The organism is Streptomyces sp. DSM 15324 (genome assembly GCF_001514285.1).
GTDB lineage: Bacteria > Actinomycetota > Actinomycetes > Streptomycetales > Streptomycetaceae > Streptomyces.
The window spans coordinates 827,411-847,385 of record NZ_KQ949023.1 but is presented as its reverse complement, the minus strand read 5'-3'; the positions used below and the strand labels follow the sequence as shown (position 1 = coordinate 847,385).

Annotated in this window: 17 protein-coding genes; 7 read left to right on the top strand and 10 right to left on the bottom strand. The window is 71.5% G+C overall.

Going from position 1 to position 19,975, the window contains the following annotated elements; genetic code table 11:
- The first annotated feature begins 42 nt into the window (after window positions 1–42).
- A complete protein-coding gene (locus AQJ58_RS03605; RefSeq protein WP_067244653.1) occupies window positions 43–1,323 on the top strand; it encodes a beta-ketoacyl-[acyl-carrier-protein] synthase family protein in 1,281 nt (426 codons plus the stop codon).
- Between the two features lie 71 nt (window positions 1,324–1,394).
- On the opposite strand, the gene AQJ58_RS03600 is transcribed toward AQJ58_RS03605, so the two are convergent.
- A complete protein-coding gene (locus AQJ58_RS03600; protein WP_067244651.1) occupies window positions 1,395–1,889 on the bottom strand; it encodes a DUF3145 domain-containing protein in 495 nt (164 codons plus the stop codon).
- Between the two features lie 309 nt (window positions 1,890–2,198).
- On the opposite strand from AQJ58_RS03600, the gene AQJ58_RS03595 reads away from it, so the two are divergent.
- Both AQJ58_RS03595 and AQJ58_RS03590 read left to right on the top strand, forming a co-directional pair.
- Window positions 2,199–3,089, top strand: coding sequence for an SGNH/GDSL hydrolase family protein (locus AQJ58_RS03595; RefSeq protein ID WP_067244649.1), 891 nt, complete (start codon window positions 2,199–2,201; stop codon window positions 3,087–3,089).
- Window positions 3,090–3,104: 15 nt separating this feature from the next.
- Window positions 3,105–4,082: an aldose epimerase family protein gene (locus AQJ58_RS03590; protein ID WP_067244647.1), complete on the top strand. Its 978-nt coding sequence runs from the start codon at window positions 3,105–3,107 to the stop codon at window positions 4,080–4,082.
- Window positions 4,083–4,148: 66 nt separating this feature from the next.
- On the opposite strand, the gene AQJ58_RS03585 is transcribed toward AQJ58_RS03590, so the two are convergent.
- Window positions 4,149–6,563, bottom strand: a complete 2,415-nt coding sequence (locus tag AQJ58_RS03585; RefSeq protein WP_067244645.1) for a beta-glucosidase family protein — start codon at window positions 6,561–6,563, stop codon at window positions 4,149–4,151.
- Between the two features lie 105 nt (window positions 6,564–6,668).
- Between AQJ58_RS03585 and AQJ58_RS03580 the strand changes: the two genes are divergently transcribed.
- Window positions 6,669–7,250 (top strand): TetR/AcrR family transcriptional regulator, encoded by a 582-nt coding sequence (locus tag AQJ58_RS03580; protein ID WP_067244643.1) that lies wholly within the window; start codon window positions 6,669–6,671, stop codon window positions 7,248–7,250.
- A gap of 25 nt (window positions 7,251–7,275) precedes the next feature.
- Here the strand turns inward: AQJ58_RS03580 and AQJ58_RS03575 are convergent, their stop codons facing one another.
- Window positions 7,276–8,094, bottom strand: coding sequence for an EI24 domain-containing protein (locus AQJ58_RS03575; RefSeq protein ID WP_067244641.1), 819 nt, complete (start codon window positions 8,092–8,094; stop codon window positions 7,276–7,278).
- 79 nt (window positions 8,095–8,173) lie between these two features.
- Here AQJ58_RS03575 and AQJ58_RS03570 point away from each other — a divergent pair, with 79 nt between their 5' ends.
- Window positions 8,174–9,319, top strand: a complete 1,146-nt coding sequence (locus AQJ58_RS03570; protein WP_067244639.1) for a serine hydrolase domain-containing protein — start codon at window positions 8,174–8,176, stop codon at window positions 9,317–9,319.
- An 85-nt stretch (window positions 9,320–9,404) separates the two neighbouring features.
- Here the strand turns inward: AQJ58_RS03570 and AQJ58_RS03565 are convergent, their stop codons facing one another.
- The gene (locus AQJ58_RS03565) at window positions 9,405–10,424 is read right to left on the bottom strand and encodes an NADP-dependent oxidoreductase (RefSeq protein ID WP_067244637.1); all 1,020 of its coding nucleotides are present in this window, start codon (window positions 10,422–10,424) and stop codon (window positions 9,405–9,407) included.
- 99 nt (window positions 10,425–10,523) lie between these two features.
- Here AQJ58_RS03565 and AQJ58_RS03560 point away from each other — a divergent pair, with 99 nt between their 5' ends.
- Together AQJ58_RS03560 and AQJ58_RS03555 are read left to right on the top strand one after the other, a co-directional pair.
- Window positions 10,524–10,976: a MarR family winged helix-turn-helix transcriptional regulator gene (locus AQJ58_RS03560; RefSeq protein ID WP_067244636.1), complete on the top strand. Its 453-nt coding sequence runs from the start codon at window positions 10,524–10,526 to the stop codon at window positions 10,974–10,976.
- Between the two features lie 129 nt (window positions 10,977–11,105).
- Window positions 11,106–11,993 (top strand): prohibitin family protein, encoded by an 888-nt coding sequence (locus AQJ58_RS03555; protein WP_067245740.1) that lies wholly within the window; start codon window positions 11,106–11,108, stop codon window positions 11,991–11,993.
- 234 nt (window positions 11,994–12,227) lie between these two features.
- Here AQJ58_RS03555 and yjfF read toward each other — a convergent pair whose 3' ends face one another.
- From yjfF to AQJ58_RS43230, 6 genes are all read right to left on the bottom strand, one after another.
- Window positions 12,228–13,253 carry a galactofuranose ABC transporter, permease protein YjfF gene (yjfF, locus tag AQJ58_RS03550; RefSeq protein WP_067244634.1) on the bottom strand — a complete coding sequence of 342 codons (1,026 nt, stop codon included), beginning with the start codon at window positions 13,251–13,253 and terminating at the stop codon, window positions 12,228–12,230.
- Complete coding sequence (locus tag AQJ58_RS03545; protein ID WP_067244632.1) at window positions 13,253–14,362, bottom strand: ABC transporter permease; 1,110 nt, start codon at window positions 14,360–14,362, stop codon at window positions 13,253–13,255. The genes yjfF and AQJ58_RS03545 overlap by 1 nt, the downstream gene beginning before the upstream one ends.
- Window positions 14,359–15,909 carry a sugar ABC transporter ATP-binding protein gene (locus AQJ58_RS03540; protein WP_067244630.1) on the bottom strand — a complete coding sequence of 517 codons (1,551 nt, stop codon included), beginning with the start codon at window positions 15,907–15,909 and terminating at the stop codon, window positions 14,359–14,361. Before AQJ58_RS03540 ends, AQJ58_RS03545 begins: the two co-directional genes overlap by 4 nt.
- A 145-nt stretch (window positions 15,910–16,054) precedes the next feature.
- The gene (locus tag AQJ58_RS03535) at window positions 16,055–17,056 is read right to left on the bottom strand and encodes an ABC transporter substrate-binding protein (RefSeq protein WP_067245737.1); all 1,002 of its coding nucleotides are present in this window, start codon (window positions 17,054–17,056) and stop codon (window positions 16,055–16,057) included.
- Window positions 17,057–17,188: 132 nt separating this feature from the next.
- Window positions 17,189–18,235: a LacI family DNA-binding transcriptional regulator gene (locus AQJ58_RS03530; RefSeq protein ID WP_067244628.1), complete on the bottom strand. Its 1,047-nt coding sequence runs from the start codon at window positions 18,233–18,235 to the stop codon at window positions 17,189–17,191.
- Window positions 18,236–18,598: 363 nt separating this feature from the next.
- The gene (locus AQJ58_RS43230; protein WP_159056208.1) at window positions 18,599–19,021 is read right to left on the bottom strand and encodes a hypothetical protein; all 423 of its coding nucleotides are present in this window, start codon (window positions 19,019–19,021) and stop codon (window positions 18,599–18,601) included.
- Between the last annotated feature and the right edge of the window lie 954 nt (window positions 19,022–19,975).

Genomic DNA, 19,975 nt, shown 5'->3' with positions numbered 1-19,975 from the left:
CGGTGGCGCCGCTGAATCCTCGTAACGTTGGAGAAAGAATCCGTGAGCCCGACCAATCGCACCGTGGTCGTCACCGGTATCGGCGCAACCACACCGCTGGGTGGCGACGCAGCCTCTACCTGGGAGGGCCTGGTCGCCGGCAAGTCCGGTGTCAAGGTCCTGGAACAGGAGTGGGCGGCCGACCAGGCCGTCCGTATCGCGGCCCCGATCGCTGTGGAGCCTCTTGAGGTCCTCCCGCGTCCGCAGGCCCGCAAGCTGGACCGCTCGGCGCAGTTCGCGCTGATCGCGGCCCAGGAAGCATGGAAGGACGCCGGTTTCTCCGGCAAGGCGGGCGAGGACGGCAGCGACGGCGCCGTCGACCCCGACCGCCTCGGCGCGGTCATCGCGTCCGGCATCGGCGGTGTCAACACGCTCCTCGACCAGTACGACGTGCTGAAGGAGAAGGGCGTCCGCCGGGTCTCCCCGCACACCGTGCCGATGCTGATGCCGAACAGCCCGTCCGCCAACGTCGGTCTGCTCGTCGGCGCCCGCGCCGGTGTGCACACCCCGGTCTCCGCCTGCGCGTCGGGCGCCGAGGCCATCGGCTACGCCATCGAGATGATCCGTACGGGCCGCGCCGACGTCGTCGTCGCCGGTGGTACGGAGGCGGCGATCCACCCGCTGCCCATCGCCGCGTTCGGCAACATGATGGCGATGTCCAAGAACAACGAGAACCCGCAGGGCGCCTCCCGCCCCTACGACGTGGCTCGCGACGGCTTCGTGATGGGCGAGGGCTCCGGTGTGATCGTCCTGGAGTCCGCGGAGCACGCGGCCAAGCGCGGGGCCCGGGTGTACGCCGAGGCCGTCGGGCAGGGCATCTCCGCCGACGCCCACGACATCGTGCAGCCGGAGCCGGAGGGCCGCGGCATTTCGCACGCCCTCCAGAACCTGCTGGAGCGCACCGATCTGGACCCGGCGGAGATCGTGCACGTCAACGCGCACGCGACCTCCACTCCGGCCGGTGACATCGCCGAACTGAAGGCGCTGCGCAAGGTCTTCGGCGACGACGCCGACCACATGGCCGTCTCGGCGACCAAGTCGATGACCGGGCATCTGCTCGGTGGCGCGGGCGGTGTAGAGACCGTCGCGACCGTGCTCGCCCTGTACCACCGGGTGGCACCGCCGACGATCAACGTCGACAACCTCGACCCCGAGGCCGAGGCCAACGCGGACATCGTCCGGGGCGAGGCCCGCAAGCTGCCCGTGGAGGGCCGTATCGCCGCGCTGAACGACTCGTTCGGCTTCGGCGGGCACAACGTCGTCCTGGCGTTCCGTTCGGTCTGAGAAACGTCCTCACACAGGTGAAGGGCCCCCACCTTGCGAGGTGGGGGCCCTTTCCCGTGGTCGGGTCGGCCTCAGACGACCTGGTGCAGCCAGCGGACCGGGGCTCCCTCGCCGGCGTAGCGGAACGGCTCCAGTTCGTCGTCCCAGGGCTTGCCCAGGAGCTTGGACAGTTCGGCCTCGAGGTCGGTCTCGCCGCGCCGGCTGCGCAGCAGGGCCGCGCGCAGCCGGTCCTCTGGGATGAGGATGTCGCCGTGGATGCCGGTGACGGCGTGGAAGATGCCGAGGTCGGGGGTGCAGCTGTAGCGCTCGCCCTCGGCGGTGGCGCAGGGTTCGGCGGTCACCTCGAAGCGGAGCATCTGCCAGCCGCGCAGGGCGGAGGCGAGCTTGGAGGCGGTGCCGGCCTCGCCCTTGAAGGAGAACTCCGAGCGCCAGGTGCCGGGCGCGGCGGGCTGCCGGATCCAGTCGAGGTTGACGCGCGTGCCGAGCACCCCGGCGATGGCCCACTCGACGTGCGGGCAGAGCGCGCGCGGCGCGGAGTGCACGTACAGAACTCCACGTGTCGTCACCGGGACCTCCGGGCAGAGCGGGACATCTTGCAGGCGGGCAGGGCGGCGGTGGCGGGGCAGCCGCGTTGATGGCGAGGCTACCGTGCGGCGGCGCAAGGAGTGTGACGTACCGTCGGTCCCGGTGCCGTGAACGTCCGCCTTTCACTCGGCAGGACGCCTGTACGGGTGTGATGCGTTCCATCTTGTGGGTCCTGTCCTGTCCCGGTCCCGGCGCGCGGTCCGGGTGCGCGGGAACTCCTGTGCGTTGTCATGGGTGGGGCCTGTCGTGGGTGGGGCCGTCTGTCCGAGCAGCGAGGGGATCACCAGGGGATGCGGATGCGAAACCGGCGGGTGCGGGCGGTACTGGCCGTCACCGGCGCAGCCGTCCTGGGGCTGGCCGGCTGTGACGCGCTGGGCGGGGGCGGCAGCCCGGGGGACGCGGGGGCGCGCGAGGCGAGGGCGGCGAGGGCGCCGTTGTGGGACACGAGCCCGGCGTCGATGGCGGCGGTGGGTGACTCCATCACCCGTGGCTTCGACGCCTGTACGGTCCTCCAGGACTGCCCCGAGGTGTCCTGGGCGACGGGGGCGAGCGCCGGGGTGGAGAGTCTCGCGGTGCGGCTGCTGGGCGCGTCGAAGGCGGCCACGCACAGCTGGAACTTCGCGGTGACCGGGGCCAGGATGGCGGATCTGACGGACCAGATGACCCGGGCGGCGGCGGAGAAACCGCAGCTCGTGACGGTGATGGCGGGGGCGAACGACGCCTGCCGGGAGTCGCCGGGGGCGATGACGCCGGTGGCGGACTTCCGGGCGGAGTTCGAGGGGGCGCTGCGCACGCTGCGCCGGTCGCTGCCGAAGGCACAGGTGTACGTGGCGAGCGTGCCGAACCTGAAGCGGCTGTGGTCGCAGGGGCGGACCAACGCGCTGGGCAAGCAGATCTGGAAGCTGGGGATCTGTCCCTCGATGCTGGGTGACGCGGACGCGCTGGACGCGGCGGCGACTGCGCGGCGGGACACCGTGCAGCGGCGGGTGGAGGACTACAACCGGGTGCTGGAGGAGGTCTGCGCGAAGGACGCGCGGTGCCGGTTCGACGGCGGCGCGGTGTACGACTTCCGGTTCGGCACCGATCAGTTGAGTCACTGGGACTGGTTCCATCCGAGCAAGGACGGTCAGGCGCGGCTCGCGGAGATCGCCTATGGGAAAGTCACCGCGCGGGTCGGGTGACTTAGTGTTCCGACCATGAGCGAACACTTCGGAACACTTTCCGATGGCACCCCGGTACACCGCTGGACCCTGGAGCGGGCGGGCACCCGGGTGCGGGTGCTGTCGTACGGCGGGATCGTGCAGTCCGTGGAGGTCCCCGACCGGGACGGGCGGACGGCGGACGTGGTGCTGGGGTTCGCGGACCTGGAGGGCTATCTCTCCCACCCCGAGCCGTTCCTCGGTGCCTTGATCGGCCGGTACGCGAACCGGATCGGCCGGGCCCGTTTCCCGCTGGACGGGCTGACGTACGCGCTGGAGCCCAACAACGCGCCGAACTCGCTGCACGGCGGTCCGCGCGGCTTCGACAAGCGGGTGTGGGAGGTGGAGCCGGTCGAGCACGGGCTGCGGCTGAGCCGGGTGAGCCCGCACGGCGAGGAGGGCTTCCCGGGGCGGCTGGAGATCTCGGCGACGTACACGCTGGACGCGTCGGGGGCGCTGCGGTTGGCGTACGAGGCGGTCACGGACGCGCCGACGGTGGTGAACCTGACCAACCACAGCTACTTCAACCTGGGCGGCCCTGACAGCGGCGACGCGGGCGGCCATGAACTGCGGCTGGCCGCCGCGCGGTACACGCCGGTGGACGCGGATCTGATTCCGACCGGGGAGCTCGCGGAGGTGGCGGGGACCCGCTTCGACTTCCGTACGGCCCGTAAGACCGGCGCCGGCTACGACCACAACTTCGTGCTGGACAAGGGCGTCACGGCCGAGCCGCGGGAGGTGGCCGAGCTGCACGATCCGGCGAGCGGGCGGGTGCTGTCGGTGTCGACGACCGAGCCGGGCATCCAGGTGTACACGGCGGACCATCTGGGCGAGCCGTTCGCGCCGTGCCAGGGGATCGCGCTGGAGACCCAGCACTTCCCCGACTCGCCGAACCGCCCGGAGTTCCCCACGACCGTGCTGCGGCCGGGCGGGGTGTACCGGTCGGAGACGGTGTACGGGTTCGGCGTCCGGTGAGACATAGCCCCGGCCCGGGGGTCAGGTCCCGGGCCGGGGCTGTTCATGGGGTGAGGAGTACCCGCCTCAGACGTTAGTCGTCGCGGTGATCCTGCGGTCCGCGAGGGACCTACCCACCTGGATTTCGTACGAACCCTTCACAAAGAACCACCGGTGGGCGGCCTCGTCCCAGATCTCGAAGGCGCGCCGCGGGATCTCCACGGTGACCTCGGCCTCCTCCCCCGGGCCGGCCTCGACGGCGGCGAACCCGGCGAGCCGGCGGGCGGGGCGGTCGGCGCCGGGGGCGGTGGGCGCCAGGTACACCTGGACGACCTCGCGGCCGGCCCGCTCACCGGTGTTGCGGACCCGTACCGTCACCGTCGCAGCGGCCACCTCGACGGACTCGTAGGCCCAGTCGGTGTAGCCGAGGCCGTGGCCGAAGGGGTACGAGGGGGTCCGGCCCGCCTTCTCCCAGGCGGGGTAGCCGATGAAGAGGTCCTCGGTGTAGCGGAGTTCGCCGTCGGTGGGGACGACCTGGGTGACGGGGGCGTCGGCGAGGGAGCCCCAGGTGGTGGGGAGGCGGCCGCCGGGCTCGCGGGCGCCGGTGAGGACGTCGGCGAGGGCCGCGCCGCCCTCCTGGCCGGGGAACCAGGTGAGCAGCACCGCGGCGACCTCCTCGCGCCAGGGCAGTTCGACCGGAGAGCCGGAGTTGACGACCACCACGGTGTTCGGGTTGGCGGCGGCGACCGCGCGCACCAGGTCGTCCTGGCGGCCGGGGAGGGTGAGGTCCTTGCGGTCGAACCCCTCGGACTCGACGCGGTCCGTGGTGGCGACCACGACGACCGCGGTGTCGGCGGCCCGGGCGGCCCGGGCGGCCTCGGCGATCAGCTCGTCGGGGTCGCGCTGCGGCTCCTGGTGGGCGAGGGCGAAGGCGACGACCTTGAAGGGGATCCCGTCGGGAAGCGCGAAGACGTGGGTGAGCGAGACCTCGACCGGTTCGCCGGCGGTCAGATCCACGCGGGCGTGCGGCACGGGGGCGCCGAAGAAGGCCTCGAAGGGGTCGCTGACGTCGGCGGGGAGCTGGGGGCCGTCGAAGTACGTCGTCCCGGCGACGGTGAGGGTGAAGGCGCCGGTGCCCTTGATGCCGAAGGAGTGGGTGCCGCTCTCGCGCGGGGTGAAGGTGCCGGTCAGCTCGACGGTGTGGAGGGCCTCGTGGGTGACGCCCTCGGGGAGGTCGGTGCCCGCCCACTGGATCTGGCCGTTGGGGGCGGAGGCGGTGCCGAGGACGGTCCCCGCGGTGTCCCGGCAGACCGCCCTGAGGGTGAAGCCCTTGTCGGCGACGGCCGGTTCGGTGGTGGGGTCGGCGCCGACGGCGTAGCTGAGGGTGCCCTCGGGGAGGGCGGCGGTCAGGCCCTCCAGCGGGGAGACGATCCGGGCGGGGAAGACGGTGGCGGAGCCGCCGCCGAGGACCCGGGCGTCGCGGGCGGCGGCGCCGATGAGGGCGACCGTGCCGGGCTTGAGCGGCAGGGCGGCACGTTCGTTGCGCAGCAGGACGAAGGAGCGGCCGGCGATCTCGCGGGCCAGGGCCTCGCCGTCGACGGGCTCGGGCAGTTCGGTGACCGCGGGCTCGGCGTCGGCGAGGACGCCGACCCGGGCCGCGAGGCGCAGGACGCGGCGGACGGCCTCGTCGACCTCGGACTCCGCGACCCGGCCGTCGCGGACCGCCTGGGCGAGGGCCTCGCCGTAGACGGTCTGCGGCCCGGGCATGGCGACGTCGAGGCCGCCGCGGAGGGCGCCGACGGTGTCGCGGGCCGCCATCCAGTCGGAGACGTTGTAGCCGTCGAAGCCCCATTCACCGCGCAGGACCTCGTTCACCAGGTGGTGGTGCTCGGTCATGGTGGTGCCGTTGACCGTGTTGTAGGCGGTCATGATGCCCCAGGGGCGGGCGTCGGCGACGATGGCCTCGAACGGGGCGAGGTACAGCTCGCGCAGGGCGCGCTCGCCGACCAGGTTGTTCACGGTGAAGCGGTCGGTCTCGGCGTCGTTGGCGACGAAGTGCTTGACGGTCGTGCCGACGCCGCCCTCCTGGACGCCCGTGACGTACCCGGTGCCGATCCGGCCGGTCAGGTAGGGGTCCTCGCTGTAGGCCTCGAAGTGGCGGCCGCCGAGCGGGGAGCGGTGCAGGTTGACGGTGGGGGCGAGCAGGACGTGGACGCCCTTGCGGCGGGCCTCCTGGGCGAGCAGGACACCCGCGCGGCGGGCCAGCTCCGGGTCCCAGGTGGCGGCGAGGGCGGTCGGCGAGGGCAGCGCCACGGACGGGTCGTCGGCGGTCCAGCGCACGCCCCGGACGCCGATCGGGCCGTCGGACATGACGAGCGACCTGAGGCCGATCTCCGGCAGCTCGGGCAGCGACCACATGTCCTGCCCGGCCAGCAGCCGGGCCTTGGCGTCCAGGTCGAGCTTGCCGAGGGCCGCCTCGACGGCCTGCTCCGTTCCCGCCACGGCGGTGCCTCCTCGTTGAGTGCGTGTCGTGCGCTGTCCCCATCGTGCATCGATCACCTGGCGAACGGTAGGTTTCGTTATCGCGCCGTTATCTACCACGGAGGGATGCCGTACGGTGACGGCATGAGCGCCAGAACCAGGAGCGAGGAGCGGCGGGCCGAGATCGTCCGGGCCGCGCTGGAGGTGATCGCCGAGCGCGGCTACCGGGGGGCGAGCCTGGCGGCCGTGGCGGAGCGGGTCGGGCTGACCCAGCAGGGGCTGCTGCACCACTTCCCCACCAAGGAGGCGCTCCTGGTGGCCGTCCTGAAGGAACGCGACCAGTGGGACGCGGTGCCCGACACCCGGTGGCGGCTCGATCTGCTGACCTCGCTCGTCGACTACAACGCGATGCGGCCGGGCATCATCCAGACCTTCTCGGCGCTGCTCGGCGAGAGCGTCACGGAGGGGCATCCGGCGCGGGAGTACTTCACCGAGCGGTACACGGGCGTACGGCGGACCATGGCGCAGGCCCTGCGCGCCCAGTACGGCGACCGCCTCCCGAACGGGCTGACGCCCGAGCGCACGGCCCCCCTGCTGGTGGCGGTGATGGACGGCCTCCAGTACCAGTGGCTGCTGGACCCGGAGTCGGTGGACATGACGGCGGCGTTCCGGGACTTCCTGCGGTTGCTGGGCGAGGAAACCGAGTAGGCGGGTCTCGGGGCCGGCAGGTGGATCACCCGGTCGGCTCGTCCTCCGGGTGGCCGACTGCCAGGTGGTCGCGCTCGGGGCGGTCGTCGCCGTCGCGGGTCTCCTCGCCGAGCAGGTCGCGGGTCATGAGGGTGGCGCCCGCGACCGCGCCCGGCATCAGGAACACCGCGACGACCGGGACCAGGAAGGCGAGGCCGAGCGGGGTGCCGAAGCCCCAGACCAGGGTCTTGCGGGAGCGGAGCAGGGCGAGGCGGGCGCGCAGGTCGACGTCACGGCGCTGGAGTGCGACGGCGGTGAGTTCCTCGGCGAGGAAGAAGCCGGTGACGAAGAAGCCGATCACGGGGACGACGGTCTGCCCGACGAAGGGGACGAACCCGAGGCCGAACAGCAGGATGCCCCACACCCCGGCGCGCACCAGGATGCGCAGGCTGTCCCGCGCGGAGATCCACAGCTCGCGCCAGAGCGGCAGCCCGGACTCGGGGGCGGTGCCGTCGGGGGACACGTCACGGTCGACGGCCTCGGAGAGGCTCTCGTAGAAGGGCTGGCCGATGAGCAGCGTGACGGCGGTGAAGGTGAGGACGGCGAGCAGCAGACCGAGGGCGAACAGCACGACGAGGAGGAAGCCCCGGAAGAGACCCGGCCAGGGGCTCGACCAGTCGTCCGCGAAGGGCGTCGCCCACGCCACGAAGTCCCCGCCCCACACGGCGAGCGCCACGAGCGCCGCCAGATACAGCACCAGGGTGATCAGCCCCGGCAGCAGCCCGAACCCGTACTGCCGGCCGTTGCGGGCCACCCACCGCTGGCCTTCCACCAGATACTGAAAACCCACCCCGAGATCTCGCATGCCCGCACTCTATGTTGAGTCGAACGGGCACGCCTCGCCGTACCGATCTCCAGGAGCGGCTGAGTGCGAGGAGAAGCGGATGACCAGGGAGATCCACGGCACCGTGGCCGACGGTTTCGAAGCGGTGCGGGACGAGTTCAGCGCGTTCGTGGCGGAGGAACAGCCGGATTACGAGGGCCAGTTGTGCGCGTATGTGCACGGGCGGCGGGTCGTCGACCTCTGGGCGGGGTGCGAAGCCGACGCCCTGTACGGCGTGTTCTCGTCCACCAAGGGCGCCGCCCATCTCGTGGTCGCCCTGCTGGTCCAGGACGGCACGCTGGAGCTGGACCGCAAAGTGACCTACTACTGGCCGGAGTTCGCGGCCGAGGGCAAGGGCCAGCTGACCCTGCGCGAGCTGATGGCGCACCGGGCCGGGGTGGTGGGCACCGACACCGGGTTCTCCCTGCGGGAGCTGGCCGACGACCGGCAGCTCGCCGAACGCCTCGCCGACCAGCGGCCGTTCTGGCGTCCGGGCGCCGCGTTCGGCTACCACGGGATGGTCATCGGCGCGCTCACGGGCGAGGTGGTACGACGGGCCACCGGCCGTACGCTCCAGGAGGTGTACGAGGAGCGGGTGCGCGCCCCCTACGGGCTGGACTTCTTCCTGGGGCTGCCCGCCGCGCACGAGCCGCGGTTCCGCACCACGCTGCCGATGACCCCCACGGCCGAGCAGCGGGCGCTGCTGGACGCCGAGGCCGGTGGACCGCACACGCTCACCTCGATCGCCTTCAACCGGCACACGGCCGAGCCTGCCGACCCGGAGGCGCTGCCCAACGACCCGCTGGTCCGGGCCAAGGGTCCGGCCTCGGTGGGCGGGGTGGCCTCGGCGCGCGGTCTCGCGGGGCTGTACGCGGCGGCGATCAGTGAGCGGGAGGGGAAGGCGCCGCTGCTGAAGGAGGACACGGCGGCGGAGTTCGGGCAGGTGCACTCGGTCGGGTACGACCTGGTGTTCCGCGGGCACCGGGCGTACGGGCTCGGCTTCCAGGCGACCGCGGACGTCCACCACCCGTTCCTGGGCGCGGGGACGTTCGGGCACGGCGGGGGCGGGGGCAGCCAGGCGTTCGCGGATCCGCGCAGCGGGCTGGCCTACGGGTACACCCGGCGCCGGATCGCGTTCCGGGGCGGGCCGGCCGCGGAGAACGACCGGCTGGCGGCGGCCGTGCACCGGGCGGCGCTCGCCGGGTGATCCGGCGCAGGGCGAAGGCCGCACCCCACGTCCAAGGGTGCGGCCTTCTCCCTATGCAACGACCGGCGGCAGAGCCGCGTCACGGTCAGAGCTTGACGATCATCTTTCCGGTGTTGTCGCCGCGCAGGACCCCGAGGAACGCCTCCAGGTTGTTCTCGATGCCCTCGGCGACGGTCTCGCGGTACTTCAGCTCGCCGGAGCGGATCCAGCGGCCGACCTCGCGGACGAACTCGGGCTGGAGGTCGTAGTGGTCGCCGACCAGGAAGCCCTCGATACGGCCGCGGGTCTGGATGAGACGGGCGAGGTTCTTCGGGCCGGGGGCGGCCTCGGTGTTGTTGTAGACGGAGATCATGCCGCAGATCACGATCCGGCCGCGCTGGTTGAGGGAGCCGATGGCGGCCTCCAGGTGGTCGCCGCCGACGTTGTCGAAGTAGACGTCGACGCCGTCGGGGGCGGCGGCGCGCAGCTGCTCGGCGACGGGGCCGTTCTTGTAGTTGAACGCGGCGTCGAAGCCGTACTCCTCGACGAGGAGCTTGACCTTGTCGTCGGAGCCGGCCGAGCCGATGACCCGGGAGGCGCCCTTCAGCTTGGCGATCTGGCCGACCTGGCTGCCGACGGCCCCCGCGGCGCCGGACACGAAGACGGCGTCGCCCTCCTTGAAGGCGCCGGTGCGCAGCAGGCCGGCGTAGGCGGTGAGGCCGGTCATGCCGAGGACGCCGAGGTAGGTGGAGAGCGGCGCGGCCTCGGGGTCGACCTTGACGGCCTGGGCCGCGTCGATGGTGGCGTACTCGCGCCAGCCGCCGAAGTGCAGGACGTGGTCGCCGACGGCGATCCCCTCGGCGGCGGAGGCGACGACCTCACCGACGGCCCCGCCCTGCATGGCCTTGCCCAGCTCGAAGGGGGCGACGTAGGACTTGGCGGCGCTCATCCGGCCGCGCATGTACGGGTCGACGGAGACGTACGCGTTGCGCACGAGCACCTGGCCGGCGCCGGGCTGCCGGATCTCCGCCTCGGCCAGCTCGAAGTCCTCGGGCTTCGGCCAGCCGACGGGACGGCTGAGCAGACGCCATTCGCGGCCGGTGGCGGGCAGGGCGGAGTCAGTCATGGGTGGTGCCTCTCACATCAAAACCAAATGTTTCACTACCTGAAACAACCATGCGCCTGAATATTTCATGTTGTCAAGTAAAGGGGTATTCTCGACGCCATGGCCAGCTCACCCAGTACCCCACCGCCCGACGCCCTCACGCTGGAGGTCGTCGAACTCATCGGCGAGGTCGTGGCCCGCTACTACGAGGACTACGAGGAGGCGGCCTCCGACCACACCCTCACCGGCGCCCAGGCCCGGCTGCTCAGCCTGCTCTCCCTCGAACCGCTGCCCATGCGCAAGCTGGCGCAGAAGCTGAAGTGCGAGCCGTCCAACGTCACCGGCATCGTCGACCGCCTGGAGACCCGCGGCCTGGTCGAGCGCCGGCCCGACCCGGCCGACCGCCGGGTGAAGCTGGCCGCGGCGACGGAGGAGGGGCGCAGCGTCGCCAAGGGCCTGCGCGCCTCCCTGCGCTTCGCCCGCGAGCCCCTGGCCGGACTCGCCGAGGAGGAACGGGTGATACTGCGGGGACTGCTCCGGCGGATGCTGACGGACGAGGCGAACGGCGTCTGACATCGCGGTGAATCCCTGACGACCGGAGATGCGGACCCATTACGGTCCGTGTACCGGGCCCTCTACGATGCGCTGCGCCGCGCTGTCGCACCGGCGGCGACGCGGTACCGCGTCCAAGGGGGGATCTCTGTGTTCGTGCTGTCCGTACTGCTGCTCATCGCGGCGGTCGTGCTGTTTCTCGTCGGCCGGGCCCGCGAGGAGTCGGGGTGGAGGATCGGAGCGGCGCTCGGCGTCGTCGGGGGCCTGCTGTTCGGGGTGTTCTCGTGCGTGCACGTGGTGAACGCCTACGAGGTCGGCGTGCCGGTGACCTTCGGCAAGGTCGGCTCGCCCATGACGTCCGGCATCCAGTTCACGTCGCCGTTCACCGACGTGACGTCCTTCTCCACGCGTCCGGTCGACCTCAACCTCTACGACAAGGACGTCGTCGAGGTCCGCTCCTCGGAGGGCGGGGTGCTGGACGTGGACGTCACCGTCAAGTGGGCCGTGATGCCGTCGAAGGCGGTCGAGCTGTACCGGCTGGCGGGCAGCGCGGAGGCCGTCCAGGCCCGCCTGGTGCTGCCCGACAGCCGCGAGATCATCCGCAACGTCTTCGCCAAGCACACCAGCGAGGAGGGCTACGCCTCGGCCCGGGAGCAGATCGGCGCGGAGATCGCCGCCTCGATCAAGGAGCGGCTGGCGCCGCGCGGGATCGACGTGGCCGTCGTCAACCTGCGCAACGTGAAGCCGTCGAAGGAGCTCCAGGATCAGATCGACAAGAAGATCCAGCAGGAGCAGGCCACCGAGCGCTCCCTGGAGGCGGCGCGCACGGCCAAGGCGGAGGCCGAGCGCAAGCGCATCGAGGCGCAGGGCATCGCCGACGCCAACAAGATCATCGAGCGCTCGCTGACCGACAAGATCCTCTACAACCAGTGCCTGGACGCGTACAAGGAGGCCGCCAAGGCCAACCCGGTGTACGCGGTCCCCTGCGGGACGGACGCGAACGGGACGCCGGTGATCGTGGACAACGGGAAGAGGTGAGCGCCGGCCGGAGCTGACACGACGGTCCGTCGTGCGCCCGCGGGTCGGTCGCGGCCGGTCGCGCGGTTCCCCGCGCCCCGAGGGCCCTGGTCAGGGCCCTCAGCCGTGCCGGCCCGTGCTGTTGCTCCGGAGGCCGGCCCGGCGGGCCGGGCCCCGGTTCCCGGAACAACGGCGGAGGTCCGGCGCACGGGTGCCGTGCGCCGGACCTCCGCCGTTGTCCGCCGGCTCTGCGGGTCAGGCTTTCTTACGCGTCGTCATGAAGCGCTGGATCAGGATGAACGCACAGAGCAGCACACCCGTGGCGATCTTGGTCCACCAGGAGCTGAGGGTGCCCTCGAACTGGATGAGGCTCTTGATCAGGCCGAGGACCAGAACGCCGAACAGGGTGCCGAGGACATAGCCGGAACCGCCGGTCAGCAGGGTGCCGCCGATGACGACCGCGGCGATCGCGTCGAGTTCCATGCCGGTCGCGTGCAGCGGGTCGCCGGACTGGATGTACAGGGTGAACAGGAGGCCGGCGAGCGCCGAGCAGAAGCCGCTCACCGTGTACACCGCGATCTTGGTGCCGCCCTGCGGGAGACCCATCAGCAGGGCCGACTGCTCGTTGCCGCCGATGGCGTACACCCGGCGCCCGAAGCGGGTGTAGTGCAGGACGTAGAAGGCGATGGCGAGGACGACCAGCGAGACGACCGCGCCGATCGACAGGAAGCCCATGCCGAGCGACACCTGCGCCTGGGCCATGCTGCTGACCCCGGAGTCGCTGATGGAGATCGACTCCTTGCTGATGACCAGGCACAGGCCGCGGAAGAGGAAGAGGCCGGCGAGGGTCACGATGAAGGGCTGGATCTCGAAGTTGTGGATCACGTAGCCCATCAGGAAGCCGCCGAACGCGCCGACGGCGAGGGCCAGCGGGATCACGAGGGCGAGCGGCAGCCCCTGGCGCTCCACCAGCCACGCCGTGAACATCGTGGTGAAGCCGATCATCGAGCCGACGGACAGGTCGATGCCGCCGGACAGGATGACGAAGGTGACGCCGACCGCGGCCACCAGGAGGTAGCCGTTGTCGATGAACAGGTTCAGGAAGACCTGCGGTTCGGCGAAGCCGTAGAACTGGTAGCGGCTCAGGCCCACGCCGTACATGGCGAGGAAGAGCAGGGCCGTGGCCGCGACGGGCAGGCGCCGGTCGGCGAGCAGCCGCGCGGCCCTGGACGGCGTACGGCTGTCCGGGGCGGCCTGGGGGCTCTGGGTGGTCGTGGTCATCACGACACCTCCATCTTGGGAGCGGCGTCGGCGGGCGAGGCGGGGTCGGCCGGGGCGGCGGCCGGCCGGGCGCCGCCCTGGGCACCGAACCTCGCGCCGAACTTCGCGCCGAAGACCTTGGCGCGGAACTTCGGGGACTGGAGCAGACAGACGACGATGACGACGGCGGCCTTGAAGACCAGGTTGGTCTGGGTGGGGACGCCGATGGTGTAGATCGTGGTGGTCAGGGTCTGGATGACCAGGGCGCCGACCACCGTGCCGCCGATGGAGAACCGGCCGCCGAGCAGCGAGGTGCCGCCGATGACCACGGCGAGGATCGCGTCGAGCTCGATCCACAGGCCGGCGTTGTTGCCGTCCGCGGCGGAGGTGTTGGAGCTGATCATCAGGCCCGCGATACCGGCGCACAGGGCGCAGAACACGTACACCATGATCTTGATGCGGCTGGACCTGATGCCGACCAGCCGGCTGGCCTCGGCGTTGCCGCCGACCGACTCGACGAGCAGGCCGAGGGCGGTACGGCGGGTCAGCGCCACGGTGACGGCCACGACCACGGCGACGACGAAGATGGAGAAGGGCAGCGTCAGCCAGTAGCCGCCGCCGATCAGCTTGTACGGCTCGCTGTTGATGGTGATGATCTGGCCGTCGGTGATGAACTGCGCGACACCGCGTCCGGCGACCATGATGATCAGCGTGGCGATGATCGGCTGGATGCCCATCCGCGCGACCAGGAAGCCGTTCCACAGGCCGCAGACGACCGCGGCGACAAGCCCCAGGCCCATCGCGAGAAGCACCCCGGACAGGGCGCCCTGGTCGGCCTGGTCGCTGATGTAGGAGCAGGTCAGCGCGCCGGTGATGGCGACGACGGCGCCGACGGAGAGGTCGATGCCGCCGGTGGCGATGACCAGGGTCATGCCGACCGCGACCAGGATGAGGGGCGATCCGAACAGCACGATCGAGACGAGGCTGCCGTAGAGGTGGCCGTCCGTCATCTTGATCGAGAAGAAGTCGGGGGTGAACGGGACGTTGACGAGCAGCAGGAGGATCAGGACCGCAACCGGCCAGAACAGCTGGTGGTGCGTCAGTGCTCGCCAGCGGGAGGTGGTGGTCACTGGTGTTCTCCGCTCGCGATGGTCTCGAGGATCTTGCTGGTGGTGATCTCGGGCCCGTTGGTGATCCGCGCCACCAGCCGTCGGTCGCGCAGCACTCCGATGGTGTGGCTGAGCCGGAGCACCTCCTCCAGCTCGGCGGCGATGTACAGCACGGACATGCCGTCCTCGGAGAGCGAGACGACGAGTTTCTGGATCTCCGCCTTGGCGCCGATGTCGATGCCGCGCGTGGGCTCGTCGAGGATCAGCAGCTTGGGCTGGGTGATCAGCCAGCGGGCCAGCAGCACCTTCTGCTGGTTGCCGCCGCTGAGCTGGCCGACCCTCGCCTCGGGGTTGGCGGGGCGGATGTCGAGGGCCTTGATGTACTTGGCGACCAGTTCGTCGCGCTGGGCGGCCGGGACGGGCCGGGTCCAGCCGCGGGCCGCCTGGAGGGCCAGGATGATGTTCTCCCGGACCGTCAGGTCGGGCACCAGCCCCTCCGTCTTGCGGTTCTCGGAGCAGAAGGCGACCCCGGCGCCGATCGCCCCGTTCGGGGCGCTGAGCGAGACCTGCTTGCCGTCGACGGTGACCGTGCCGCTGTCGGGGTGGTCGGCGCCGAAGAGCAGCCGGGCGAGTTCGGTGCGGCCCGAGCCGAGCAGTCCGGCGAGGCCGATCACCTCACCCTTGTCGATCTCCAGGTCGAACGGGGCGATGCTGCCGGTGCGGCCGAGCCCGTCCGCCTTCAGCAGGGTCTCGCCCGCGTCGGAGCGCAGCTGGTGCTCGTGCAGCTCCTCCAGCTGGCCCATGGCCTTGCCGAGCATCAGCTGGACCAGGCCCACCTGGTCGAGGTCGCTCACCAGGTGCTCGCCGACGAGGGTGCCGTTGCGCAGGACCGTCATCCGGTCGCAGACCTCGTAGATCTGGTCGAGGAAGTGCGAGACGAACAGGATCGCCACGCCCTCGTCCTTCAGCCGCCGCATCAGGGCGAAGAGTTGGAGGACCTCGTCGCGGTCGAGGCTGGAGGTCGGCTCGTCGAGGATGAGCACCTTGGTGCCCGGCCCGCCGCCGCTCCCCTCGCCGTCGTCGTCACCGATCCCCAACGACCGTACGATCGCCACCAGTTGCTGCACGGCCAGGGGGTACGAGGACAGCGGGGCGGTGACGTCGATGTCGAGGCCGAGCCGGTCCACCAGCCGGGCCGCCTCCTGGCGCAGCCGCTTCCACTGGATGCGGCCCATGCGGGTCGGTTCGCGGCCGATGAAGATGTTCTCCGCCACCGACAGGTTGGGGCAGAGGTTGACCTCCTGGTAGACGGTGCTGATGCCGGCCTGCTGGGCCTGCAACGGGCTGGCGAACCGCACGGACTCGCCGTCCAGCGTGATCGTGCCGCCGTCCAGGGAGTAGACCCCCGTGAGCACCTTGATCAGGGTGGACTTGCCCGCGCCGTTCTCGCCCATCAGGGCGTGGATCTCGCCGGGGAAGAGCCGGAAGTCGACGTCCGACAGAGCCCGTACCCCCGGGAACTCCTTGACTATGCCCGCCATTTCCAGGACGGGCCGCGGCTCTGCCATACCTCTCCTAGTGAGGGATCACCGGCTTCGCCCGGTGGGTGACTTCATTGCGTGATACGAGAACTCGGGCCCCTGCGGGCCCACAGGGCCCGGCCGGCCGTGATGCCGGCCGGCCGGAGGCTCCTGTGGCGGTGGGTGCCGTGGGTCAGTACTTGCGGTTCGGGAGCTCGGCCTTGGCCTGGTCCTGGAGGAAGTCGCCTTCCTTGGTCTTGATCCAGCGCTCGACCTTCTGGCCCTCGTGAACCTGCTTCACGACCTCCATCAGCTGGGGGCCGAGCAGCGGGTTGCACTCGACGATGCCGTTGATCTTGCCCTCGGACATGGCCACGAAGCCGTCCTTCACGCCGTCGATCGAGACGATGAGGATGTCCTTGCCGGGCTTCTTGCCGGCCGCCTCGATGGACTGGATGGCGCCGATGGCCATGTCGTCGTTGTGCGCGAAGAGGACGTTGATGTCGGGGTTGGACTGCAGGAAGGCCGCCATGACCTGCTTGCCGCCGGCGCGGGTGAAGTCACCGGTCTGGCTGACGACGATCTTCCAGTCCTTGTGCTCCGCGTCCATGACCTCCTTGAAGCCCTTGGCGCGCTCGATGGCGGGGGCGGCACCGGTGGTGCCCTCCAGCTGGGCGATCTTCACCGTGCCCTTGAGGCCGGCCTTCTGGACGACCGTCGCCAGCATCTTGGCGGCGCGGCGGCCCTCGTCGGTGAAGTCGGAGCCGACGAGGGTGACGTAGAGCGAGTCGTCCGAGGTCTCCACCGAGCGGTCGGTGAGGACCACCGGGATCTTCGCGGCCTTGGCCTCCTTGAGCACGGCGTCCCAGCCGGTGACGACCACCGGCGAGAAGGCGATGACGTCGACCTTCTGGGCGATGTAGCTGCGGATCGCGGAGATCTGGTTCTCCTGCTTCTGCTGCGCGTCGGAGAACTTCAGGTTGTAGCCGGCCTCCTTGGCCGCGTCCTTCACCGAGGTGGTGTTGGCGCTGCGCCAGCCGCTCTCCGCGCCGACCTGGGAGAAGCCGAGCGTGATCGTCTTGCTGCCCCCGGAGGACGAGCCGGAAGAGCTGTCGTCCTTCTTGGCACAGGCCGCCAGGCCGCCCGCCGCCGCCACGCCGACCGCCGCGGTGAGGAAGTTCCTTCTGCTGAGCATGTTCTTCTCCTTTGAAGAGCCGGCCCGGGGACGGACCTGCTGGTACTCGGGGACCGGCCGCACTGCGTCCAGCCTGTCGATCATCGTTCGGCATTTCGGCCATACTGCGCGGCAGTGCGGCCTACGGATCCGTCAGAGGGGCACGCCTTCGGGTTGGGCGGCGTGCGGGAAGGTGCTTGCGCGCACGACGAGTTGGGGCTCGATCGCGATCGGGGACGGGGCGCCGGGGGGCCGGCCCTCGATCATCTCCAGGAGCAGTGCGATGCCCCGCTTCCCGACCGCCGAGAAGTCCTGCCGGACGGTGGTCAGGGGCGGTGCGAAGAACTCCGACTCCGGGATGTCGTCGAAGCCGACCACCGCGACGTCCTGCGGGGTGCGCACCCCGGCCTCGCGCAGCGCCCGCAGCACCCCCAGCGCCATCTGGTCGTTGGCGACGAAGACGGCGGTCAGCCCCCGGCCCACCCAGCCGGCCAGCTCCTGCCCGGCACGGTAGCCCGACAGCGGGCTCCAGTCACCGCGCAGCAGCAGGGGCGGTTCGATGTCCGCCGCCTCCAGGGTCGCCCGCCAGCCGGCGGCCCGGTCGGCCGCCTCCAGCCAGTCCTCGGGTCCGGCGAGATGCCAGACCCTGCGGTGACCGGCGGCCAGCAGGTGCCGGGTGGCCAGGCGGGCCCCCAGCCGCTGGTCCACGCCGACACTGGGGATGTCGATGCCCTGCCCGCTGCCCACGACCACCACCGGGAAGGGGCTGCGGAGTTCGCCGAGGGCATCCACCGCCGACCGCTGGGGGGCGATGGCCACCACCCCCTCGACCCCGCCGTCGCTGAGGTGGTCCAGGGCCTCGGAGAGGGTCGCCATGGTCAGTTCGCGCAGGCTGACCGTGGAGACGAGGTAGCCCTCGGCGCGCGCCGCCTCCTCCAGCGCGAACAGGGTGCTGGCCGGCCCGTACAGGGTGGTGTCGGAGGCGATGACGCCGAGCGTCCGGGTGCGGCGGGTGGCCAGGGCCCGGGCCGAGGAGTTACGGCGGTAGCCCATCTCCTCGATCACGCGGAGCACCCTGGCCCGGGTCTCCTCCCGGACGTTGGGGTGATCCCCGAGGACGCGGGAGACGGTCTGGTGGGAGACGCCGGCCCGGCGGGCGACGTCGGCCATGGTGGGCGGCCGCAGCTGCGCTGGTGACACGGTCGCACCTCCTTGGCGGTCTTCTGCGGACGGATCCTGGTTCGGGGGCGGCGGTTTGCGCGCGGCCGGTTTCACTCCGCGCTGTCCGTGCGCCCAACAGCACTGCCGTGACTGGCGAGTTGGGGCACTTCGGGCACGACGCTCATACCTCCCACGCTGACGCTGGACACCGACCGGTGAATGCGGACGTCATTGTGAGCGCTAACAATTCATGGCGGTCAAGAGGGCTGCAACGGAACGGCGTCACGGTTGAATAACGCGCCTGGTGGGCGGAGTTGCTTGGACGCTCGTCCAACGATGCTCAACCACCGCTCACACCAGCGAAGTTGAGCCATTCTTGGGGTCGCCGGGGCCGGCCCGGCGCTAGGAACACCACCACAGGAAACGGGTGCAGGTCTCCGAGGGGGAGGGCGCGGGCGAGGAGGGGGCGGAGGCCGTCGGGGCGGCGGTCGGGGTGGAGCCGGAGGGGGTCCTCCCGCCCGAGGTGGCACCGGAGGAACCGGGGACGGCCGCCGACTGGGCTTCCCTGTCCGGGGTCCGGCTCGCGCCCTCCGCGTCCGGGGACTTCGAGGCAGACGGGGACGCGGAGGCGCTGGGGGACGCCGAGGCCCGGTCCTCGCCCGAGCCCTTCCGGTCGCCCGACGGCTGCGTGGACGCGCTGGGTTCGGCCACCGAGTCGTCCACCTCGGAGGACTCGCCGCCGGCCGCCGCCGGGTTCGGCTTCGAGGAGAACCCGGGCGCGTCCACGCCGAGTTCGGCCAGGCTCAGCCCGCCCGCCGCCAGCACGAAACCGGCGGTGATCAGGACCGTACGCCTACGGCGTCTGCGGTGGACGGCCGCCTTGCGGTCCCCCCGGCTCGCGTCCGAGGCGCCGACCGCGTCCTCGCGCCCGCCCCGCCCCTGCCGACGCGCACCGCGCCCCTGCGGCGCACCACCGTCACCCTCCCGGGCGCCCCGACCACCGGAACCGGGGCGCCCGCCCCGCTCACCGACCGCATACGCGTCCGGCCCGTCAGCCGTGTACGCGCCCCGCCCGTCAACCGCAGGCCCGCCCTGGCCATCAGCCGCATAGCCGCCCCGCCCACCGACCGCGTACGCGTCCGGCCCGCCGACCGCGCACTCGCCCCGCCCGTCGATCGCATGCCCACCCCGGCCATCAGCCGCATGGCCGAAACGGCCATCGGCCGCATGGCCGAACCGGCCATCGGCCGCATGCCCATGTCCGCTCCGGCCATCAGCCGCACGCTCACCCTGGTCAGCGGCCGCATGCCCGCCCCAGTCGTCAGCCGCCAGGCCCTCACCGCCGCCACGAACCTCGCGACCGGCCCACTCACCCCGCGCGTCGCCATGGGCCGCGCGGCCGGCCTCCGCCTCCCGGCCGTCGCCCCCAAGGGCCCCGCGCCCGGCCTGGCCGCCCCGGCCCGCGTCACCGCCGTAGACCTCGCGACCGTCCCATGCGCCCGCGCCGTCACCCTCGGCCTCGCGCCCGTCCCACTCGGCCCGGCCCCCGTCATCGCCGTACGGCCGCGGAGCGAACGCGTCCTCGGGACAGGCCTGTGGCGGAGCAGCGGGTGCGCCGCACCCCGGGCAGGTGAGGGCGCCGTTGAGGTGCCGTCGGCACGGGTGGCAGTAGTCCATGACGCGGGAAGACTAGGCTTCCCGGCGGGCACGTTCCTGGGCCCGGCTGTGAAAGTTGTGTGGGAAACCGGCCATACCGGTGCGGCGGCCCGGGTGACCTGT

What these genes read in the sequence shown, in the direction of transcription:
- AQJ58_RS03580 (WP_067244643.1), top strand. Translation starts at nt 6,669, where the DNA reads ATGCCGTACGGTGACGGCATGAGCGCCAGAACCAGGAGCGAGGAGCGG.
- AQJ58_RS03590 (WP_067244647.1), top strand. Translation starts at nt 3,105, where the DNA reads ATGAGCGAACACTTCGGAACACTTTCCGATGGCACCCCGGTACACCGC.
- AQJ58_RS03535 (WP_067245737.1), bottom strand. Translation starts at nt 17,056, where the DNA reads ATGCTCAGCAGAAGGAACTTCCTCACCGCGGCGGTCGGCGTGGCGGCG.
- AQJ58_RS03570 (WP_067244639.1), top strand. Translation starts at nt 8,174, where the DNA reads ATGACCAGGGAGATCCACGGCACCGTGGCCGACGGTTTCGAAGCGGTG.
- AQJ58_RS03540 (WP_067244630.1), bottom strand. Translation starts at nt 15,909, where the DNA reads ATGGCAGAGCCGCGGCCCGTCCTGGAAATGGCGGGCATAGTCAAGGAG.
- AQJ58_RS03595 (WP_067244649.1), top strand. Translation starts at nt 2,199, where the DNA reads ATGCGGATGCGAAACCGGCGGGTGCGGGCGGTACTGGCCGTCACCGGC.
- AQJ58_RS03565 (WP_067244637.1), bottom strand. Translation starts at nt 10,424, where the DNA reads ATGACTGACTCCGCCCTGCCCGCCACCGGCCGCGAATGGCGTCTGCTC.
- AQJ58_RS03560 (WP_067244636.1), top strand. Translation starts at nt 10,524, where the DNA reads ATGGCCAGCTCACCCAGTACCCCACCGCCCGACGCCCTCACGCTGGAG.
- yjfF (WP_067244634.1), bottom strand. Translation starts at nt 13,253, where the DNA reads ATGACCACGACCACCCAGAGCCCCCAGGCCGCCCCGGACAGCCGTACG.
- AQJ58_RS03575 (WP_067244641.1), bottom strand. Translation starts at nt 8,094, where the DNA reads ATGCGAGATCTCGGGGTGGGTTTTCAGTATCTGGTGGAAGGCCAGCGG.